17 protein-coding genes are annotated in these 19,950 nt (G+C 72.8%); 9 read left to right on the top strand and 8 right to left on the bottom strand.

Features of this window, described 5'->3' with window-relative positions; genetic code table 11:
- Nucleotides 1-80: 80 nt before the first annotated feature.
- Together ACFYZS_RS22990 and ACFYZS_RS22985 are read right to left on the bottom strand one after the other, a co-directional pair.
- Nucleotides 81-359: a hypothetical protein gene (locus tag ACFYZS_RS22990; RefSeq protein WP_389015582.1), complete on the bottom strand. Its 279-nt coding sequence runs from the start codon at nt 357-359 to the stop codon at nt 81-83.
- Between the two features lie 13 nt (nt 360-372).
- A complete protein-coding gene (locus ACFYZS_RS22985) occupies nt 373-1,170 on the bottom strand; it encodes a PspA/IM30 family protein (RefSeq protein WP_389015579.1) in 798 nt (265 codons plus the stop codon).
- A 260-nt stretch (nt 1,171-1,430) separates the two neighbouring features.
- On the opposite strand from ACFYZS_RS22985, the gene ACFYZS_RS22980 reads away from it, so the two are divergent.
- Together ACFYZS_RS22980 and ACFYZS_RS22975 are read left to right on the top strand one after the other, a co-directional pair.
- The gene (locus ACFYZS_RS22980) at nt 1,431-2,039 is read left to right on the top strand and encodes a DUF3043 domain-containing protein (RefSeq protein WP_389015576.1); all 609 of its coding nucleotides are present in this window, start codon (nt 1,431-1,433) and stop codon (nt 2,037-2,039) included.
- Between the two features lie 50 nt (nt 2,040-2,089).
- On the top strand, nt 2,090-2,848 hold the full coding sequence (locus ACFYZS_RS22975; protein WP_389015860.1) for a class I SAM-dependent methyltransferase: 759 nt from the start codon (nt 2,090-2,092) through the stop codon (nt 2,846-2,848).
- Nucleotides 2,849-2,934: 86 nt separating this feature from the next.
- Here the strand turns inward: ACFYZS_RS22975 and ACFYZS_RS22970 are convergent, their stop codons facing one another.
- Nucleotides 2,935-3,147: a hypothetical protein gene (locus tag ACFYZS_RS22970; protein ID WP_389015573.1), complete on the bottom strand. Its 213-nt coding sequence runs from the start codon at nt 3,145-3,147 to the stop codon at nt 2,935-2,937.
- A 114-nt stretch (nt 3,148-3,261) separates the two neighbouring features.
- On the opposite strand from ACFYZS_RS22970, the gene ACFYZS_RS22965 reads away from it, so the two are divergent.
- The 5 genes from ACFYZS_RS22965 (at nt 3,262) to ACFYZS_RS22945 (ending at nt 9,572) form a co-directional block, all read left to right on the top strand.
- Nucleotides 3,262-4,491 carry a bifunctional adenosylcobinamide kinase/adenosylcobinamide-phosphate guanylyltransferase gene (locus ACFYZS_RS22965; RefSeq protein WP_389015571.1) on the top strand — a complete coding sequence of 410 codons (1,230 nt, stop codon included), beginning with the start codon at nt 3,262-3,264 and terminating at the stop codon, nt 4,489-4,491.
- Between the two features lie 71 nt (nt 4,492-4,562).
- Nucleotides 4,563-5,645: a nicotinate-nucleotide--dimethylbenzimidazole phosphoribosyltransferase gene (cobT, locus tag ACFYZS_RS22960; RefSeq protein ID WP_389015568.1), complete on the top strand. Its 1,083-nt coding sequence runs from the start codon at nt 4,563-4,565 to the stop codon at nt 5,643-5,645.
- A 222-nt stretch (nt 5,646-5,867) separates the two neighbouring features.
- Nucleotides 5,868-7,583 carry a phosphatidylglycerol lysyltransferase domain-containing protein gene (locus ACFYZS_RS22955; RefSeq protein ID WP_389015857.1) on the top strand — a complete coding sequence of 572 codons (1,716 nt, stop codon included), beginning with the start codon at nt 5,868-5,870 and terminating at the stop codon, nt 7,581-7,583.
- A complete protein-coding gene (locus ACFYZS_RS22950) occupies nt 7,580-8,314 on the top strand; it encodes a hypothetical protein (RefSeq protein ID WP_389015566.1) in 735 nt (244 codons plus the stop codon). The genes ACFYZS_RS22955 and ACFYZS_RS22950 overlap by 4 nt, the downstream gene beginning before the upstream one ends.
- An 85-nt stretch (nt 8,315-8,399) precedes the next feature.
- A complete protein-coding gene (locus ACFYZS_RS22945; RefSeq protein WP_389015854.1) occupies nt 8,400-9,572 on the top strand; it encodes a sensor histidine kinase in 1,173 nt (390 codons plus the stop codon).
- A 4-nt stretch (nt 9,573-9,576) separates the two neighbouring features.
- On the opposite strand, the gene ACFYZS_RS22940 is transcribed toward ACFYZS_RS22945, so the two are convergent.
- From ACFYZS_RS22940 to ACFYZS_RS22920, 5 genes are all read right to left on the bottom strand, one after another.
- Entirely contained in the window at nt 9,577-10,419 is an 843-nt protein-coding gene (locus ACFYZS_RS22940) for an endo alpha-1,4 polygalactosaminidase (RefSeq protein ID WP_389015563.1), read from the bottom strand.
- Nucleotides 10,416-11,063: a spherulation-specific family 4 protein gene (locus tag ACFYZS_RS22935; RefSeq protein WP_389015560.1), complete on the bottom strand. Its 648-nt coding sequence runs from the start codon at nt 11,061-11,063 to the stop codon at nt 10,416-10,418. Before ACFYZS_RS22935 ends, ACFYZS_RS22940 begins: the two co-directional genes overlap by 4 nt.
- 87 nt (nt 11,064-11,150) lie before the next feature.
- Nucleotides 11,151-12,689, bottom strand: coding sequence for a hypothetical protein (locus ACFYZS_RS22930; RefSeq protein WP_389015558.1), 1,539 nt, complete (start codon nt 12,687-12,689; stop codon nt 11,151-11,153).
- Nucleotides 12,686-14,227, bottom strand: coding sequence for a GT4 family glycosyltransferase PelF (gene pelF / locus ACFYZS_RS22925; protein ID WP_389015555.1), 1,542 nt, complete (start codon nt 14,225-14,227; stop codon nt 12,686-12,688). The genes ACFYZS_RS22930 and pelF overlap by 4 nt, the downstream gene beginning before the upstream one ends.
- A gap of 91 nt (nt 14,228-14,318) precedes the next feature.
- Nucleotides 14,319-16,349, bottom strand: coding sequence for a hypothetical protein (locus ACFYZS_RS22920; RefSeq protein ID WP_389015552.1), 2,031 nt, complete (start codon nt 16,347-16,349; stop codon nt 14,319-14,321).
- A 346-nt stretch (nt 16,350-16,695) separates the two neighbouring features.
- Here ACFYZS_RS22920 and ACFYZS_RS22915 point away from each other — a divergent pair, with 346 nt between their 5' ends.
- Both ACFYZS_RS22915 and lpdA read left to right on the top strand, forming a co-directional pair.
- Nucleotides 16,696-18,228 carry a leucyl aminopeptidase gene (locus ACFYZS_RS22915; protein ID WP_385191246.1) on the top strand — a complete coding sequence of 511 codons (1,533 nt, stop codon included), beginning with the start codon at nt 16,696-16,698 and terminating at the stop codon, nt 18,226-18,228.
- Nucleotides 18,229-18,538: 310 nt separating this feature from the next.
- Nucleotides 18,539-19,927, top strand: a complete 1,389-nt coding sequence (gene lpdA, locus ACFYZS_RS22910; RefSeq protein ID WP_030863427.1) for a dihydrolipoyl dehydrogenase — start codon at nt 18,539-18,541, stop codon at nt 19,925-19,927.
- The last annotated feature ends 23 nt before the right edge of the window (nt 19,928-19,950 follow it).

Genomic DNA, 19,950 nt, shown 5'->3' with positions numbered 1-19,950 from the left:
GGCCCCCGGACGCCCCCGGACATGCGAAGACCCGGCCGACCCCCCGCTGAGCTGGGGGTCGGCCGGGTCCGCGTCCGAGGTCAGCCCGGGATCAGGCCGTCGTCACTGAGCATCTCCCTGACCTCGTCGAGCGAGGCGTCCGGCGCGGGGAGGATCAGCTCGGACGGCTCCAGGGCGTCGTCCGGCAGGGGCTCGCCCAGCCGCCGTACGGCGCCGAGCAGCGCGCCCAGCGTGCGCCGGAAGCCCTCCTCGTCGCCGCTCTCCATCTCCGCGAGCAGCTCGTCGTCCAGCTTGTTGAGCTCGGCGAAGTGGCCGTCGGCCACCTTCACCTGGCCTTCCCCCATGATGCGGACAATCATGACGGACCCCGTCCTACTGCTTGTCGAAGCGGTGCTGGGTCTGGGAGGACTGCTGGGCGTTGCCCTGGGCACCGCCCTCGATGGCCTGCTGCTGCGCCGAGGGGCCGCCGGCCAGCTCCGCCTTCATCCGCTGGAGCTCCAGCTCCACGTCCGTACCGCCCGAGAGGCGGTCCAGCTCGGCCTGGATGTCGTCCTTGGAACCGAGGCCGCTCTGGTCGTCGAGGGCGCCGGAGGCCAGCAGCTCGTCGATCGCGCCGGCCCGGGCCTGGAGCTGGGCCGTCTTGTCCTCGGCCCGCTGGATGGCCAGGCCGACGTCGCTCATCTCCTCGGAGATGCCGGAGAAGGACTCCGCGATGCGGGTCTGCGCCTGCGCCGCCGTGTACGTCGCCTTGATGGTCTCCTTCTTCGTACGGAAGGCGTCCACCTTGGCCTGCAGGCGCTGCGCGGCCAGCGTCAGCTTCTCCTCCTCGCCCTGGAGGGTCTGGTGCTGCACCTCCAGGTCGCTGACCTGCTGCTGCAGCGAGGCGCGCCGGGACAGCGCCTCGCGGGCCAGGTCCTCCCGGCCCAGGGCGAGGGCCTTGCGGCCCTGGTCCTCCAGCTTGGCCGACTGGCCCTGGAGCTGGTTGAGCTGCAGCTCCAGGCGCTTGCGGGAGGTCGCCACGTCGGCGACGCCGCGGCGCACCTTCTGCAGCAGCTCCAGCTGCTTCTGGTACGAGTAGTCGAGGGTCTCGCGCGGGTCCTCGGCCCGGTCCAGGGCCTTGTTCGCCTTCGCGCGGAAGATCATCCCCATACGCTTCATGACACCGCTCATGGGCTTCGCGCGCCCCCTTCTAGACGGACTGTGCTCCAGGTCACCGACAGGACCCACAGTACGGGCCCTGTCTCCATTACCGCACTGTTCGTGTACGGATGCGCTCCTCCTCCAGGACGACTCCACTCCGCCCATGTCAGGCGTAGGGAGTAGGTGCTCCCCCGAGCACGCCCGCGTCACGAACCCTGCACAGGGAAGACGCCCGCCGTTGCCGGATCGTTCCCCGGCAGAGTGGGGTACCCGGCCGCGACCACGTAGGCTTGGGTTTTGTGTTTGGTAGCCGTTCCTCCAAGGAAGAGAAGGCCGCCGCCACCGACAAGGTGAGCGCCGACCTCTCGCAGCCCCGTGACCCGCAGGCCCCGAAGGGCCGCCCGACGCCGAAGCGTGCTGTGGCCCAGTCGCAGCGCAAGGCCGTCGTGGCATCGACCGGCAATCGCAAGGAGGATGCAAAGCGCGCCCGCGAGCGCCGTCGCGAAGAGATGGCCAAGCAGCGCGAGGCCCTCGCCAACGGCGACCAGCGTTATCTGCCGGCCCGCGACAAGGGCCCCGTGCGCAAGTTCGTCCGCGACTACGTGGACTCCCGCTTCTCCGTCGCCGAGATGTTCCTGCCGCTGGCAGTGATCATCCTGGTGCTGAGCATGGTGCGGGTGCCGTCCATCCAGAACATCGCGCTGCTGCTGTGGCTCGCCGTGATCGCCCTGATCCTCGTCGACTCCGTCGCCCTCGGCTTCCGGCTGCGCAAGGCCCTCGCCGAGCGCTTCCCCGACGAGCCGCGCCGCGGCGCGGTGGCGTACGGCCTGATGCGCACCCTCCAGATGCGCCGGCTCCGTCTGCCGAAGCCGCAGGTCAAGCGCGGGGAACGGCCCTGAGCGGAGGGAAGCCCGGAGGGTCGGGGGACGGCTTCGCACCGGGCGCCAGGCTGTGGCTCGAGGGACTGGGCGGACTGCGCAACGCCGTCCGCCAGGAACTCGTGGGCCGGCAGGTCGACGAACAGATCGCGCACCGCTTCCCGGTCGGGCAGCGGCTGCGCGTCCTCGACGTCGGCATGGGCCAGGGCACCCAGGCGCTGCGTCTGGCCCGCGCCGGGCACAAGGTCACCGGACTCGAGCAGGATCCCGCCATGCTCGCCGTGGCCCGGGAGGCGCTGGCGGCCGAGCCCGCCGGGATCCAGGACCGGGTCGAGCTCCTGGAGGGCGACGGCCGCGAGACCGGCGCGCACTTCCTGCCGGGCAGCTTCGACGTGGTGCTCTGCCACGGCGTACTGATGTACGTGCCCGAGCCGGACGCGATGCTGGCCGGGCTGGCCCGGATGCTGGCGCCCGGCGGACTGCTGTCCCTGCTCGTGCGCAACGGCGACGCCCTCGCCATGCGGCCCGGGCTGGGCGCCGACTGGTCGGCCGCGCTGGCCGCCTTCGACACCGTCGACTACACGAACCGGCTGGGTCTGGACGTACGGGCGGACCGGCTGGCCGGGCTCACCGCCACGCTGTCCGGGATCGGCGCCCCGCTGTCGGCCTGGTACGGCGTGCGCGTCTTCACCGACGGCACCGAGGTCGGGGAGAAGCTGCCCCCGGACGAGGAGCTGGAGCGGCTGCTGGCCGCCGAGGACCGCGCCGGGCGGACCGACCCGTACCGCGGGGTCGCCGCGCTGCTGCACCTGTGCGGCGTGCGGGGCTGACCTCCGCGAGGCCCCGGAGAACCTGAGGCACGACAGAAGCCCGGACCCCGCGCGGGGTCCGGGCTTCTCGCGTCAGCGGCCGCCGCTCAGGCGTCGAGCGCCGCGCGCAGGCTCATCGTGTACAGCTCGGTGCCGTTGTCGTCGGACAGCTTCACCGTCTCGGTGCCGCCGTCCAGCAGCTCCTTCCACACCTCGCCGATCCACGACTCCGCGTCGCCCTGCGTGGTGAACTCCTCCGGCTCGACCGCCGGGGTCGTCTCGCTGCCGTCGGCCGTCTCGAACCGCCACGTCCACGCCATGTCCGCCTCCGTTGCTCGTCCGCTGCTCGCACGTTCCCGCACGCTGCTCCCCTTGAGTCTGCCCGCAGAGTAGCCGGGCGCGCAGCAGTCTCGGGGACGCGGGAGGATCTTCCTGTGGAACTCACTCTGCTCGGCACCGGCACACCCGAAGGACTGCCCCGCCCCGGCTGTCCCTGCGCGGCCTGCGCGGTCTCCGTGGGCGCCCGGGCGCGCGCCGCGACCTCCCTGCTCGTCGACGGCGCGCTGCTGCTCGACCTGACCCCCGGGGCGGTGCTGGCCGGCGCCCGTGCGGGCCACTCACTGGCCGGCGTACGGCAGGTCCTGCTCACCCATCCGCACGACGGGCCGCCGGTCGAACTGCCCCCGGGGCTGCCGGCCGCCGGGCGGGTGCCGGACGGCCGGGAGCTCGCGGTGATCAGCGGGCACCGGGTGCGGGCGGTGCCGATGGACGCGCCGGGCACCGGGTACGAGGTGACCGGCCCGGACGGGAGCCGGCTGCTGTACCTGCCGCCCGGCGGGGCGCCTGCCGGCTGGGGGTCCCCCCGGACGGAATCTGGGGGAGGGGCCGTCGGGCAGCGCCCGTACGACACGGTGCTCGCGGACGTGCTGGGCCGGCCGGAGGCGCTGGCCCGGCTGCGGGCGAGCGGCGCCGCCGGGCCGACCACGGACGTGATCGCGGTGCACCTGGACCACGACGTCCCGCCGGGCCGGGAGCTGGAGCGCAGGTGCGCGGCGGCCGGGGCGCGGGCGGTGCCGGACGGGACGACGGTGACGGTCGGCGAGTACCACGCGGTGCCGGACCTGCCGCGCCGGACGCTGGTGCTCGGCGGGGCCCGCTCCGGGAAGTCCGTCGAGGCCGAGCGGCGCCTGGCCGGCTTCCCGGAGGTGGAGTACGTGGCCACCGGCGGCACCCGGGACGGCGACGCGGAGTGGGCGGCGCGGGTCGGCCTGCACCGGGAGCGGCGGCCGGCGAGCTGGCGGACGCTGGAGACCTGCGAGCTGGCGCCGCTGCTGGTGGAGGGAGGGCCGCCGCTGCTGATCGACTGTCTGGCGCTGTGGCTGACGGACGCGATGGACCGGGCGGGGGCCTGGGACGACGCGGTCTGGGCGGGGCGCGGCCAGAAGGAGCTGCGGGAGCGGGTCGCGGAGCTGGTGGCGGCGGTGCGCGCGACCCGCCGTACGGTCGTGGCGGTCAGCAACGAGGTGGGCTCCGGGGTCGTTCCCGCGACCGCTTCCGGGCGCCGGTTCCGCGACGAACTGGGGCGCCTGAACAGCCTGGTGGCGGGTGAGTGCGAGCACGTCCTGCTGGTCGTGGCCGGGCAGGCGCTGGTCCTGAAGGAGTGACCCCGGGCCCCGTCCCGCGAGGTCACGGGACGGGGCTTGGGGAGGGCCTTACCCGCTGTACGCTCTGGCAGATGACCACGCTGAATCTCGACGACTTCTCCGATCTGATCGAGCGCCCCGACGGGGGCGTCCGGCGTGACGCCGAGGAACGCCGTGAGCGGCTGGCCGTGCCGGCTGGGGCGCTGGGGCGGCTCGACGAGCTCGCCGAGTGGCTGGCCGCCGCGCAGGGACGGGTGCCCGTCCGGCCGGTGGAGCGGCCCCGCGTCGTGCTGTTCGCCGCCGACCACGGGATCGCCGCCGCCGGGGTGTCCGCCCGGACCGCGGGCGGCGCGCACGAGTTGGTGCGCTCGGTGCTCGACGGGAACAGCCCGGTGTCGATCCTCGCCGGGCGCCTGGGCGCCGGCGTACGGATCGTGGACGCCGGTCTGGACTGCGAGCCCGGGCTGCTGCCCGAGGACGTGGTCCGCCACCGGGTGCGTCGCGGCAGCGGGCGCATCGACGTCGAGGACGCGCTCACGCTCGAAGAGGCCGAGGCGGCCCTGCGGCTCGGGAAGCGGATCGCGGACGAGGAAGCCGACTCCGGCACGGACCTCGTGGTCCTGGGCGACTTGAGCGTCGGTGGAACCACGGTCGCGGCGACGCTCGTCGCGGCCCTGTGCGGAACCGATGCCTCCGTGGTCACCGGACGCGGTGGGCGGCCCATCGACGACCTGACCTGGATGCGCAAGTGCGCGGCGATCCGCGACGCGCTGCGCCGGGCCCGCCCGGTCCTCGGCGACCAGGTGGCCCTGCTCGCGGCGGTCGGCGGTGCGGACGTGGCCGCGATCACCGGCTTCCTGCTCCAGTGCGCGGTGCGCCGTACGCCGGTCATCCTCGACGGGGTCGTTTCAGCAGCGTGCGGGCTCGTGGCCCAGCGGGCCGCGTTCCGGGCGCCCGACTGGTGGCTGGCCGGGCAGGCCAGCGGCGAGCCGGGCCAGACGAAGGCCCTGGACCGGATGGCACTCAACCCCGTGCTCGACCACGGCGTCACTGTGGGAGAAGGAACCGGGGCACTCCTGGCTCTCCCCTTGGTCCAGGCGGCCGCCGCCCTCGCGGCGCAGCTCCCGGAGCAGACGGCAGGGGAGCCGCAGGAGCCTGAGCAGCCGGAGGACTGAGCGCCCGGTCGGCGGCGCCCCATATGATCGCGTTTCATGGGAGAGGCCCGCTTGACCAGCGCAGACATCGACCGGACCACCGCACAGGCCGCCAAGGCGGCCCAGGGGTCCGGCAAGGACACGACCAGCAGGAAAGACGACAGGAAGGACGAAGGGGGCGGCCGGGAGACCGGCCGGGGATCCGCCCGCTCGCGGCGCGGCGCCGCGTTCGCGGTCTGGTACCTGCGCGCCGTCACCTTCGTCAACTTCCTCAGCGCGGTGTGGCTTTCGCTCGGCCAGGACCTGCGCCGGCACAACACCGCCGACTTCTACACCCCGTACCTGCTCACGGCGGGCTTCGCCTCCGGCATGTTCTCGCTGCTGCTCGCGGTCACCATGGGCCGCCGCAAGCGGGCCGCGTGGATCCTGAACCTGGTGCTCAGCGGCATGCTGCTGCTGGCGTTCGCCACCGCCGCCTTCGCCCCGTGCACCAGCGGTGACTTCAACCTCTGCTACCCGGAGTTCCGCGACCACACCCAGAACTGGGTCTCGCTCGCCCTGACCGCGGCCTTCGTCGGCGCCCTGGTGCTCGGCCGCCGCGAGTTCTACGCCAAGGGCGACCGCTCCAACCCCAAGCTGGCCACCGCGGTCGGCGCCGTCGGCCTGCTGTGCACCTCGCTGCTCGCCGCGCTGATCGTCGGCGCCGCCAACACCGACCCGGACGCCGCCGAGGCCACGTTCCTGGCCCGCTGGCGGTACGGCGTGATGCGGCTGATCACCCTGGAGCCGAACGCCCGCGACTACGCCGCGATCACCACGCCCGGCTGGGTGGACATCGTGATCAACGTCATGTCCACGCTGCTCCTGATCGCCGTACTGCTCGCCGCCTTCCGCTCGCGCCGCGCCGTCGACCCCCTCACCGCGCAGGACGAGGAGAAGCTGCGCGCGCTGCTCGCCAAGCAGGGCGACCGCGATTCGCTCGGCTACTTCGCGCTGCGCCGCGAGAAGTCCGTGATCTGGTCCCCCACCGGCAAGGCGGCCGTCACGTACCGCGTCGTCGGCGGTGTCTCGCTGGCCTCCGGCGACCCGATCGGCGACCCCGAGGCCTGGCCGGGCGCCATCGAGCCCTGGCTGGCCGAGGCCCGCGAGCACGGCTGGGTGCCGGCCGTCATGGGCGCGAGCGAGGAAGCCGGGCAGATCTACGCGCGCCACGGACTGGACGCGCTGGAACTGGGCGACGAGGCCATCGTCGAGACCGACGAGTTCACCCTGGAGGGCCGCGCCATGCGGACCGTCCGGCAGGCCTACAACCGCGTCAAGCGCGCCGGTTACACCGTCCGGATCCGCCGCCACGCCGACATCCCGGCCGACGAGATGGACGTGCTCCTCACCCGCGCCGACGACTGGCGCGACGGCGCGACCGAGCGCGGCTTCTCGATGGCGCTGGGCCGACTGGGCGATCCCGGCGACGGCCAGTGCGTGATGCTGGAGTGCACCGACGGCAACGGCGATCTGCGCGCCGTGCTGTCCTTCGTCCCCTGGGGCCCCAAGGGACTGTCGCTGGACCTGATGCGCCGCGACCGCGATTCCGAGAACGGCCTGATGGAGTTCATGGTCATCGAACTCCTCGAACGCTCCAAGGAGATCGGCGTCACACAGGTCTCGCTCAACTTCGCGATGTTCCGTTCCGTCTTCGAGCGGGGGTCCAAGCTCGGCGCGGGTCCGGTGCTGCGCATGTGGCGCTCGCTGCTGAGCTTCTTCTCCCGCTGGTGGCAGATCGAGTCCCTCTACCGGGCCAACGCCAAATACCGGCCGATCTGGGAACCGCGGTTCATGCTCTTCGAGAAGAGCTCCGACCTGCTGCGGATCGGTATCGCGGCGGGCCGGGCCGAGGGCTTCCTGGAGGCTCCCGGGCTGCCGAAGTGGCTGAACCGCAAACATCTGGAGACCAATCGTTGACGGCTTGGACGACCACCCCCCTGCGGCGGTTCGCCCGCCGCGAGTGGGGGCCCCTGTTCTGGACCGTCCGGGACGCCCTGGTCCGCGACAAGTGGCGGGCGGCCCCGATGACCCTGGGGGCCGTCTGCCTGACCTCGGTCTTCCAGATCGTCCAGAACACGTCCTGGGGGTTCCAGCCGGTCCAGAACCTCGGATCGGTGAAGGCCGTCGACCCGCTGTGGCTGGCCGTGCTGCGCACCCCGCTGTCCCTGTTCGTCCCCGCCCTCGACCTGCCGGTGTGGGGGGCGCTCGCCCAGATCCTGCTGGTCTTCGGGATCTCGGAGATCTGCATCGGCTGGTGGCGCACGCTGGTCATCGGCTACGTCGCCACCCTCGCCGGGACCACGTACGCCCGGATCGGGCTCTCGCTGGGGGCCGACCACCCCTTCGGCCTGCCGGTGTCCGACCGCGTCGTCAACGACACCGGGCCCTCGGCGGCGGTGGTCGGCCTCGCGATCTACGTGTGCTGGCGGTACCGGGCGTACCTGACCGGCGCGATCGTGATCGCGGTGATGATCGGCGAGGTGCTGGTCAAGGACAACCTGGCCGGCAAGGAGCACCTCGCGGCCATCGCCGCCGTCATGGCGGTGTGCGTGGTCCGCGCGAAGTGGGGGCCGGAACGTTCCCGCGTCCCCCTCGGCCGGCGCCCGCCCCCGGCGGCCCCGCTGCCCCCGCAGCGTCCCGGCACCTGACGGGCCCGTCCGCCCCGCGCGGAGCAGGCCGTACCGTATCGGGGTGACGACAGACCTCGGGCCGTTCGCCCCCACCCGGCACTGGATGCGGTCCCATCCGCTGGCCACCGATGCCGTGCTCGCGCTCGGGGCGCTCGTCTCCATGGTCGTCGGCTCCTTCGCCGATCCGCACGGCCCGCACGGGCCCACCTTCGGGACCCAGACCCCCGAGCCGCTCTCCCTGCTGCTGATGGTGCTGGGCGCGGCCGCGCTGGTGTTCCGGCGCCGGCACACCCGTACCGTGCTCGCCGTGACCATCGGGCTGTGCCTGCTGGAGCTGGCCACCGGCGAGCCCCGGGCGCCCGTCGCCATGTCCACGGTGATCGCCCTGTACACGCTGGCCTCCCGTACCGACCGGCCCACCACCTGGCGCATCGCCCTGCTCACGATGGCGGGGCTGACGGGCGTGGCCATGCTGGCCGGACCCCTCCCCTGGTACGCGCAGGAGAACATCGGCATCTTCGCCTGGACCGGGATGGCCGCGGCCGCCGGCGACGCCGTGCGCAGCCGGCGGGCGTTCATCGACGCCATACGGGAGCGGGCCGAGCGGGCCGAGCGGACCCGCGAGGAGGAGGCCCGGCGGCGGGTCGCCGAGGAGCGGCTGCGGATCGCCCGGGACCTGCACGACGTGGTGGCCCACCACATCGCCCTGGTCAACGTCCAGGCGGGGGTGGCCGCGCACGTCATGGACAAGCGTCCCGACCAGGCCAAGGAGGCCCTGGCCCACGTACGGGACGCCAGCCGCTCGGCGCTGAACGAGCTGCGGGCCACGGTCGGGCTGCTGCGCCAGTCCGGCGATCCGGAGGCGCCGACCGAACCGGCGCCGGGGCTGGCCGTCCTGGACGAGCTGGTGGGCACCTTCCGGCACGCCGGGCTGCCGGTGAAGGTGATGGTCGAGCTCGGCCGGGACGGCGACCCGCTGCCGGCCGCCGTGGATCTGGCGGCGTACCGGGTGATCCAGGAGGCGCTGACCAACGTGCGCAAGCACGCCGGGCCGGAGGTCCGGGCCGAGGTCAGCGTGGTCCGGGTCGGCGCCTCGGTGGAGGTGACCGTGCTGGACGACGGGGGCACCGCGGCGGCCGGGGAGGCCGACGGCGCGGGCGGCGGCCACGGGCTGCTCGGCATGCGCGAGCGGGCGACGGCGCTGGGCGGCTCCTGTTTCGCCGGGCCCCGGTTCGGCGGCGGCTACCGGGTGCACGCCGTCCTCCCCGTGGCCTGATCCCTCAGTCGCCGGGCGGGCAGAACTGCCGCCAGGCGCCGAGTTCGTACTTCTTCTGCAGCGAGCTGAGCCTCAGCTCCCGCGACTGCCCGCACCACTGGCCGATCCGGCCCTCGTACTCCACGTGGAAGACGGCCTTGCCCGCCGCGATGAACGGGGTGAGCCGCTCGCACTCGTCGTACTCGGCGCACTGCTCGTTGACGGCGAAGTCGAAGTCCCCGACCAGCTGCGGGATCTGGTCGAGGTCGTTCTTCAGCCCGACCGCCAGCCCCCGGTCGTGCGCCAGCTTCGCGATCAGCCGGTTGTAGGCCAGCTGGTCCTCGGCGGTGAGCGGGAAGCCCGTCTTGTTGCGGTAGCCGTCCATGTTGTCGGGCTCCACCGCGTCGAAGCCCTTCTCGCGGCACATGTCGAACCGCTTGGCCATCAGCGGCTCCAGCTCGGACAGCCGCCGGACGTCCAGCCAGCGCTCGCCCTCCCAGCCGTTGCCCTCGCCGAGCAGCGCCTTCGGGAAGGCCCCGGCGTCGGGGCGGAACTCCTCCCAGGCGCCGGTGGACAGGTAGCAGATGGTCCGCCGGCCGGCCTTCTTCAGGGAGTCGACCTGCTCCTTGGTGGTGTTGAAGCCGTCGACGTCGTACACCGCCGCCTTCACCGAGGTGTCCAGCTTCCCGGTGAGCTGCCACTGCCAGCTGACCGCGGGCCCGGGCTGCCAGCGCTCCCCCGGCGCCGGGGCGGGCGACACGTCGTCCGGCTCCTCCTGCCCCTCGGTGGTGCAGGCGGCCAGGACGAGCAGCACGAGGAGCGGCAGGACCCGGCCGCGCCTCACCGCCCCGCGCGGCAAGCGGGTCATCCGGCGGCCTCCAGGGCGTACGGGAGGGTCCCCCACGGGTGCGCGCCGGTCCCGGGGACCGCGCAGTGCACCCCGGCCCGCCGCTGGCGGGCGAGCTCGGCGGCGGGCGCGCCCGGCGGGACCGCGTACACGAGGTGGCAGAACCGCTGGGCGGGGTGGTCGGCCGTCCACGGCGGCACCGGGGCGTCCCGGTAGGCGTCCCAGGGGCCCTCGAACGTGACCAGCAGGTCGGCGAGTTCGGCGTAGTCGGGGTGCGGGTGGACCCCGTGGTTGAGGACGAGGGTGCGGGCGCCCGCGGCCCGGGCCGCGACGGCGAGCCGCCCGTAGTGCGAGAGCAGCGCCGGATCGGCGGAGGCCTGGTCGAGGAAGGCCCCGTCGGCGCCGTACCAGTCGCGGTGGCGCAGCAGGTCCTGCACCACGGCGGAGTGCGGGCGCCGCCCGTAGTCGGTGTCGGTGTACCCGAGGACGGGCACCCCGGCGTCGCGCAGCCGCTGCGCGACGGCGGCGAACCGCTCGTCGGGGGCCTCGCCCGGCCCGCTGGCGGGGTTGAGGACCACGGAGTGCAGCCGGCCCGCGGAGCGGATCAGCAGCTCCCAGTCCTCGGGCCGGTCCGCGGGGTGCTCGTAGAGGGGCACCAGCAGCATCAGGACCTTCTTCTTCTACGGGGTCGCGTTGTACCAAGTCACGTTGTACGAGGACGTTGTACGCGATCGACAGGATCGGCGGCGGGATCAGCGGTGGGCCGTCGCGCGCCCCAGCAGCAGGCAGACGAGCGTCCCCAGCACGACCGCGGCCGCGCCCGCCACCACGAGCTGGATCAGCCGCGGCTGCCCCACCCCCAGCAGCAGCGCCAGGCTCTGCGCGAGCGCCGCCGAGGCGCAGACCACGGCCGCGGGCCGGACCGCCCCGAAGGACTGGAGCAGCAGCCCGGTCCACATGACGGCGCCGAGCAGCAGCAGGGTCGCGGCCCGGACCCCGGTCAGTCCGGGTGCGCCCGGCCAGAGCAGGGTGCCGGCCAGCCCGAGGGCCAGCAGCACCGCCAGGTACGCGGCGAGGCAGCGGCCCAGCGTGCCGAGCATCCGCAGCCAGAACTGCCGGGGCGAGCGGGCCGCCCGCAGCCCGGCCAGGCTCCCGCTGCGGAACCGGTGCAGCAGCCATTCGGCGGGACCCATGCTGAGGGTGAGCGCCACCGCCGAGGGGGCGGCGACGGCCTCGGCGGGACCCCCGGCGAGCACCTCCCCCAGGGCGGCGTACAGCACCAGCAGGCCGGTGCCGAGGCCGAACATCCCGTACGGCACGGAGTCCCCGATCCGGGGTCCGCGCGGCCCGAAGTCCTCCTCGGCGCCCCGCAGCATCCGCCAGCGCACCGGCCCCTCGCCGGGCCGGTGTCCGGCCCGGTCCCGGATCCGGCGCACCCCGGCCCGTACGCCCTCGGCCACCGGCAGCTCCCGTACCGCGAGGGTGCAGGCGGCCAGCAGGGACGCCGCGAGCAGGCCCACCCGTACGGGCACGGGCAGGTCGGTGAAGAGGGCGAGCAGCGCCCCCGCGGCCATCGGGCCGAGCGCGGCGAGCAGGACCCGCTCCCGCCCGAGGACCAGCAGCACGGTGGCGGCGCCGACGTACAGCGCCTGGCCCGCGGCGAACGCGTAGCTGAACGGCGGCCCGCCGGGCACGGTGAGCGCGGCGGCGATGCCGAGCACCGCCCCGACGGGGGCCCCGACGAGCAGGGTCCGCCCGGCGGCGGCCCGGTCGCCGAGGCCCAGCCAGGTGTAGGCGCGGTGGGACAGGGTCTGGTCCCACACCCAGCCGATGAGTGCCCCGGCGAGCAGGGTCAGCGTCCCGGCGGGGAGCCCGAGCCGGTCCTTGGGGCCCTCCAGCAGGGGGGCGCCCAGGACGTAGGCGAGACCGGGCAGCGCGAAGACGACCCCGCGCAGCAGGCAGGCGGTGAGGGAGACCTTCCAGGGGTCGGGGACGTGCTCCGGCTCCGGGAAGGCCCGGGGCACCCGGGCGTAGAGCTCCTCGGCGAGGCCGAAGGAGTCGTGGCGGCCGTAGGTGAGCCGGATGTGCTCGTCGGTCATCCCGTCGGATTCGAGGACGGCGGCGATCTCGTCGGGATGGACGGCCGCCGCGATCAACCCGTCGAGGCGTTCGGCGAGTTGGTCCATGGGGTCGCCGGCCGGGCCGGGGTCCCCCGGCCCGGTGCGGCGGGGCCGGGGGATGGCGGGGAGGGTGTCCCCGCCGGGGACGCGCAGCCAGAGGGATCCGCTCACCACAGGCTCCCGTCGGCGGCGAGTTCGCGGTACCAGGGGTCGGCGAGCCGCTGCGTCCAGTCGTCGCCCGCGCGGACGGGCAGGACCGGCTGGCCGGCGAGTTCGCGGTAGATGTGCCGGAAGCCGTCCACGGACTGGTGGAGCGTGAACTTCTCGACGACCCGTTTGCGGGAGCGGCGGCCCAGCTCGGCCCGGCGTTCGTCGTCGCGGAGCAGGGCGAGGGCGGCGCGGGCCATGGTCTCCGGTTCGCGCGGCGGGACCACGAGCCCGGTGTCGCCGACGGCCTCCCGCACCCCGCCGACGTCGGTGGACACGGTGGTGCGGCCGCAGGACATGGCCTCGATGATGCTGAAGGGGAAGCCCTCGCTGATGCTGGAGAGCATCACGATGCTGCCCGCCGCGTAGGCCTGCGCCACCTGCTCGATGCGGCCCTCGTACGAGATCCCGTCGGCCACCCCCAGTTCGGCGCCGAGCTCCTCCAGGCGCAGCTTGTACGCCTCGCAGCCCGCCGGGACCGGGCCGAACAGGCGCAGCCGCAGGGCGGGCAGCTCCTCGCGCATGAACGCGTAGGCCCGGATGAGGGTTTCGAGGTCCTTGATCGGGTCGATGCGCCCGCACCAGCTGAGGGTGGGCACCTCGGGTTCGGGTCCGGCGTCGGGGAAGGCGTACGGGTCGACGCCGTTGTAGACCGTGCGGATGCGGTCGGGGGCGGCGCCGCCGCGCTCCTCCCAGCGGCGGTTGTACTGGTTGCACGGGGTGATGAGGTCGGCCTGCCGGTAGCCCTCGGTGTTGAGCTCCCGGTAGAAGCCGAGCAGCAGGGCCTTGACGGGCCAGCGCTGCTCGGCGGTGCGGTAGCCGAGGTAGCGCTCGCGCAGGTAGATGCCGTGCTCGGTGAGGAGGAAGGGCACCTTGTCGAGGTACTTGGCGGCGAGGGCCGGGAGGGTGGCGAGCCCGCTGCTGACCGCGTGCGCGACGCTGTCGGGCGGGATCCGCACGGACAGCGGCCGCAGCGCGTGCTCGATCAGGTCGGTGGCGGTGAGCGCGTCGTGGATGGTGGGCGCGGCGGCGGCGGTGGGCAGGCCGGGCCGGGTCCACACGTCCATCAGCAGGCGCAGGACCGTTTCGGAGCGCAGGGCCGCGGCGAGGCGGCCGGCCCGGGCGAGGACGGCGAGTTCGTGCAGGGCCTCGGAGAAGCCGCCGTGGGCGGGGGCACCCCCGACGGTGGCCGGGGGAGGATCGAGCAGGGAGAGCAGGAAGGTTTCGTACGTCGCCGTGAACCGGCGGTGCGCCTTGCCCCGCAGCACCGAGCGGCGGCCGCGGCCGGGCACCGGTCCCCAGAGCGGGACGGCGGTGTGCCGGTAGACGTTGCGGGGCAGCTCCCACGTGACCGGCTCGCGTCCGGAGCCGGTCAGGGCTATGACGTTGAAGTCGACCTCCGGCATCCCGCGTACCAGCTGGTCGCACCAGGTGCTGACTCCCCCGTGGACGTGCGGATAGGTGCCTTCGGTGAGCATGGTGACGTGACGCCCATGGCTCATGTGCTGTGTCCCCCCAGGACGGAAAAGGGGCCGGCGCCCGTGTGCGGAGCGCCGGCGCTGGGTGGTACCCGGTGTCGAGGCCGGACAGTGGTCAGCTGGGCAGCTTGAGGGTGACCGCGCTCTGCAGCAGCTCGGGCGAGGTCCACGCCGAGCGGCTGCCCGCGTAGGCGGTGCCGAAGTCGGCGGCGCCCAGCAGGAGCTGCTTCTTCGTGCCGGTGGGAGCGGTCACCGGGGCGAGGACTCCGGAGGGCGCCTTGACGGTGACGTCCTTGCCGATGCGGTAGGCGGTGACCTGGTTGTTGGCGATGGCCTTGTCCCAGGCGGCCCGGCGGCTGAGCTCGACGCCGGTGTCCTTCATGCTCTGGTTCACGATCGGGGCGCTGGGCGCGTAGAGCGTGCGGTAGGTGTCGAGGACCTGGTTGAGCACCGGGTAGAGGGTGCGGTCCTCGGCGAGGTTGGACTGGTGGACGTAGTGCGGACGCGGGTCGTTGGCCAGGACGTGGCGCAGGGCGGTCCGCGCCTCGGCGGGGACGATGTAGTCCAGGTAGCCGGTGGCGGTGTCGAGCGGGGCCGGGAGGCAGGTGGAGGTCGCGGGGTTGTCCTCGCAGACCCCGCTGCCGCCGGCGGCGCGACTGGTGTAGATCCAGTTGTACTCGTCGGCCATCTCCGCGTTGGTGCCCGTGTTGTAGTACACGTTCATCGGGTAGCGCGGGACGGTCAGGGCGGCGCCGACGGCGCGCTGCGCGGGCTCGCGCGAGCTGTCGCTGCCCGCCCACTTGACCCCGTTGTCGGCGAGGGCGCCCGCCAGGTTGGGGTTGTCCTGGGCCTGCTGCGGCAGGGTCTTGAGGCCGGAGTGCTCGCCGGTGACGAGCTCGGTGCGGTCGGTGGTGATGCCCTTGGCGGCGGCCCAGTTGTTGTTGTCGCGGATCTGGGCGGAGATGTCGGCCCGGCTCATCCAGTTGATGGCGCCCGCCGCGTTCTTCGTACAGGTCCACGGGACGACGGCGGTGTCCTGGACGCAGCCGAGGAAGGGGTGCGAGTACGTGTGGTTCATCCAGCGGTACTTGGCCCGGTCGGCGACCAGCTGCGCGGTGAGGGCGTCGGTGCCGCCGTTCTCGGCCTTCCACTCCTCGCCGGCGCCGGCGTTGAAGAGGAGGTCGAGTTTGAAGTTCTTGCTCGTCTGCCACTGCGCCGCGTACTGGGCGTCGGCGGCGGTCATCCGGATGGTGCTCTCCTTGCCCTCGCCGCCCGGGCAGGCGTAGTCGCCGGGCGTGCAGTTGAGGTCCTTGCTCCACCGGGCGTCCGGGGCGAAGACGTCGTCCACGTGGACCGCGAAGTAGTTGCGCTCCTGGCCGAGGTGGATCCCCTGGGTGAGCCAGTCGACGATGCCGCGGGCGAGCAGCCGGAACTGCTGCTGGTACTGGTTGTACCCGAAGGTGACGACCAGTTCGCTGCGCCCGTCGTGGGCGTACTCGCCCACCAGGGAGGCCCGTCCGCCGGCGACGGGGGCGTCGAGGTAGCTGGTGTAGCCGGCCCGCGGCTTGCCCATGAACCCGTAGCTCTCGGGGACCAGGGCGGAGTTGTCCTCGAAGGCGACCTGCCCGCCGAGGTAGCCGAAGGGGCCGGCCTTGCCGGCGGTGGTGACGGCGGCCTGCGTGCCGTCGAGCTGGCCGCTGTAGCCGCCGTTGTCGGTGTACTCGAGGCCGACGCCCGGGTGCGCCCAGGTGTACGCGTCGACCTGGCGGATGCCGTACGTCGTCTCGTACGCGCTGAGCGCGGCCATCTCGGCCGAGCCCTCGCCGAAGGGGTTCTCGTTCGGCAGCACGACGCCCTGGTACTTGGCGCGCGGCCGGCCGTCGACGGTGTCGGCGAGGAACCCGGCGTTGATCACCGGGCGCCCGGAGCTGCCCAGGAGGACCCGGGTGTACGGCACTCCGGTGTCCCGGAGCTCCGCGGTGATGGCGTCGACCGAGCTGCCGCCGTCGTCGACGACGAGCACCTTCAGGTCGATGCGCGGTGTCACGGCGGCCGCGTGTGCGGTCGCGGCGGGCAGTGCCACGGACATCAGCGCCGCCACCCCCATTGCGGCGGCAGCCCTGTTCATCCGGTTCTTGTTGACCATTTCGGCCTTTCCCCCCGCAGGCATCACTCGACTACGGCCCTATGGCGGTCGGCCGGGCCGAGGAGGCTCTGTGGAAATCATGCAAAGGGACCCCGCGTCCCCTTGCGAGAGTGGGTCGAGTCTCTCGGACCTCGTCAGGTCCAAGGGACAAACCTGGTGCGGAAACCACGGATGGGTGAATCTCCCGGCGTCTTGATCGAACAACTTGCCAAACCTTCGAGTGACGTGCGGACGAGCGGCTACGCGTAGGCTCATTTCTGGCGGGCGTCGGGCCGGAATACGATCGCTGTGGATGGCCGGCCACCCACTCGGCCCACAACACAAACGGAAGCGAGACTTCACCACCGTGACTGCTCTGACTCTCAGCACTGCCGGCGCGGCGACGCTGCGCGCCGACGCCCTCGTGGTCGGCGTGGCGAAGGGCCCCAAGGGCCCGGTCGTCGCCGCGGGCGCCGAGGCCGTGGACAAGGCGTACGACGGAAAGCTCGCCGCCGTGCTCGACGCACTCGGCGCCTCGGGCGCCGAAGGCGAGACCACCAAGCTGCCGGCGCCGGACGGCCTGAAGGTCCCGGTCGTGCTGGCGGTCGGGCTCGGCCCCGTCCCCGAGAAGGACGAGTCGTACGACGAGGAGGCCCTGCGCCGCGCCGCCGGCGCCGCCGCCCGCGCGCTGCACGGCTCCAAGAAGGCCGCCTTCGCCCTCCCCCTGGACGACGCCTCCGCCGTCACCGCCGTCGCCGAGGGCGCGCTGCTGGGCGCGTACGCCTTCACCGCCTACCAGGGCGGCGAGAAGAAGGCCTCCGGCAAGAACGGCGGCCCGAAGCAGCCGCTCGCCGAGGTGGCCCTGCTCGGCGCCAAGCCGCGCGACAAGGAACACAAGGCGGCCGCCGAGCGCGCGACCGTCGTGGCCACCGAGGTCAACGTCGCCCGCGACCTGATCAACACCCCGCCGAACGACCTCACCCCCGAGGCCTTCGCCGCGGTCGCCTCCGCGACCGCCAAGGAGAACGGCGTCAAGGTCCAGGTCCTCGACGAGAAGGCGCTGGTCAAGGGCGGCTACGGCGGCATCATGGGCGTCGGCAAGGGTTCCGAGAACCCGCCGCGCCTGGTGAAGCTCTCCTACACCCACGCCAAGGCGGAGAAGACCCTCGCGTTCGTCGGCAAGGGCATCACCTACGACTCGGGCGGCATCTCCCTCAAGCCGGCCGGCCACAACGAGACGATGAAGTGCGACATGTCCGGCGCTGCCGCCGTCTTCGCCGCCGTCATCGCCGCCGCCAAGCTGGGCCTCCAGGTCAACGTCACCGGCTGGCTCGCGCTCGCCGAGAACATGCCCTCCGGCTCCGCCACCAAGCCCGGCGACGTGCTGCGCATGTACAGCGGCAAGACCGTCGAGGTCCTGAACACGGACGCCGAGGGCCGCCTGGTCCTGGGCGACGCGCTGACCAAGGCCTCCGAGGAGAACCCCGACGCGATCGTCGACGTCGCCACCCTGACCGGCGCCATGGTGCTGGCCCTGGGCGACCGCACCTTCGGGATCATGGCCAACGACGACGCCTTCCGCACCGCGATCCACGAGATCGCGGAGGAGGTCGGCGAGGCCTCCTGGCCGATGCCGCTCCCCGAGGACCTGCGCAAGACCATGGACTCCCCCACCGCCGACATCGCGAACATGGGTGTCCGGATGGGCGGCGGCCTGGTGGCCGGCCTCTTCCTCCAGGAGTTCGTCGGCGAGGGCATCACCTGGGCCCACCTCGACATCGCGGGCCCGGCCTTCCACGAGGGCGCCCCGTACGGCTACACCCCCAAGGGCGGCACCGGCTCCGCCGTGCGCACCCTGGTGCGGCTGGCCGAGCGCACGGCCACCGGCGACCTGGGCTGACCCGCCCCCCGCGGGCCCCGCAGCGCCCTGTGTGACATGCCTCAAGCCTTGGTCGAGCACTCGATCAAGGCTTGAGGCATGTTCACTGACAACGAAATCCGTAGGTTTCTACGCACTGGTAACCCCTACTTCGGGCAGAACGACCTGCCACATCATGGGCCCGGCGTCCCGCGTTCCCCCGACAAATGCGAAGATGGGTTCTCGGCAGGACAGGGCCCCCACCACAGGGCCGAACAACTAGCGGCCGATTACCAGCCGCCGCCCGGTCACAGAGGACCGGTGCCCGGCGCACATGCATGGAGGACGTGACGTGGCGAACGACGCCAGCACCGTTTTCGACCTAGTGATCCTCGGCGGTGGCAGTGGCGGTTACGCCGCGGCTCTGCGCGCATCCCAGCTGGGTCTGGACGTTGCCCTGATCGAGAAGAACAAGCTCGGCGGCACCTGCCTGCACAACGGCTGCATCCCGACGAAGGCACTGCTCCACGCGGGCGAGATCGCGGACCAGGCGCGCGAAGCCGCCCAGTTCGGCGTGAAGGCCACCTTCGAGGGCATCGACATCGCGGGTGTGCAGAAGTACAAGGACGAGGTCATCTCGGGCCTGTACAAGGGCCTGCAGGGCCTGGTCGCCTCCCGCAAGGTGACGTACATCGAGGGTGAGGGCCGCCTTTCCTCGCCGACCTCCGTCGACGTGAACGGCCAGCGCATCCAGGGCCGCCACGTCCTGCTGGCGACCGGCTCCGTGCCGAAGTCGCTGCCGGGCCTGCAGATCGACGGCAACCGCATCATCTCCTCGGACCACGCGCTGGTCCTGGACCGCGTCCCCGAGTCGGCGATCGTCCTGGGCGGCGGCGTCATCGGCGTCGAGTTCGCCTCGGCGTGGAAGTCCTTCGGCTCCGACATCACCGTGATCGAGGGCCTCAAGCACCTCGTCCCGGTCGAGGACGAGAACAGCTCGAAGCTGCTGGAGCGCGCGTTCCGCAAGCGCGGCATCAAGTTCAACCTGGGCACCTTCTTCGACAAGGCCGAGTACACCGAGAACGGCGTACGGGTCACCCTCGCGGACGGCAAGACCTTCGAGGCCGAGGTGCTGCTGGTCGCCGTCGGCCGCGGCCCGGTCTCCCAGGGCCTGGGCTACGAGGAGCAGGGCGTCGCGATGGACCGCGGCTACGTCCTGGTCGACGAGTACATGCAGACCAACGTGCCGACGATCTCGGCGGTCGGCGACCTCGTCCCGACCCTGCAGCTCGCGCACGTCGGCTTCGCCGAGGGCATCCTGGTCGCGGAGCGTCTGGCCGGTCTGAAGACCGTCCCGATCGACTACGACGGTGTTCCGCGCGTCACGTACTGCCACCCCGAGGTCGCCTCGGTCGGCATCACCGAGGCCAAGGCCAAGGAGATCTACGGCGCGGACAAGGTCGTGGCTCTGAAGTACAACCTGGCGGGCAACGGCAAGAGCAAGATCCTGAAGACCGCGGGCGAGATCAAGCTCGTCCAGGTCAAGGACGGTGCCGTGGTCGGCGTCCACATGGTCGGTGACCGGATGGGCGAGCAGGTCGGCGAGGCCCAGCTGATCTACAACTGGGAGGCTCTGCCGGCCGAGGTCGCGCAGCTCATCCACGCGCACCCGACCCAGAACGAAGCGCTCGGCGAGGCCCACCTGGCCCTGGCCGGCAAGCCGCTTCACTCCCACGACTAATCCACAGTCACGGGCGCGACGAC

It is taken from the genome of Streptomyces sp. NPDC001903 (genome assembly GCF_042891345.1).
Classification (GTDB): domain Bacteria; phylum Actinomycetota; class Actinomycetes; order Streptomycetales; family Streptomycetaceae; genus Streptomyces.
Note: the sequence above shows the minus strand (reverse complement) of the source record. Positions and strands in the feature narration are given on the sequence as shown.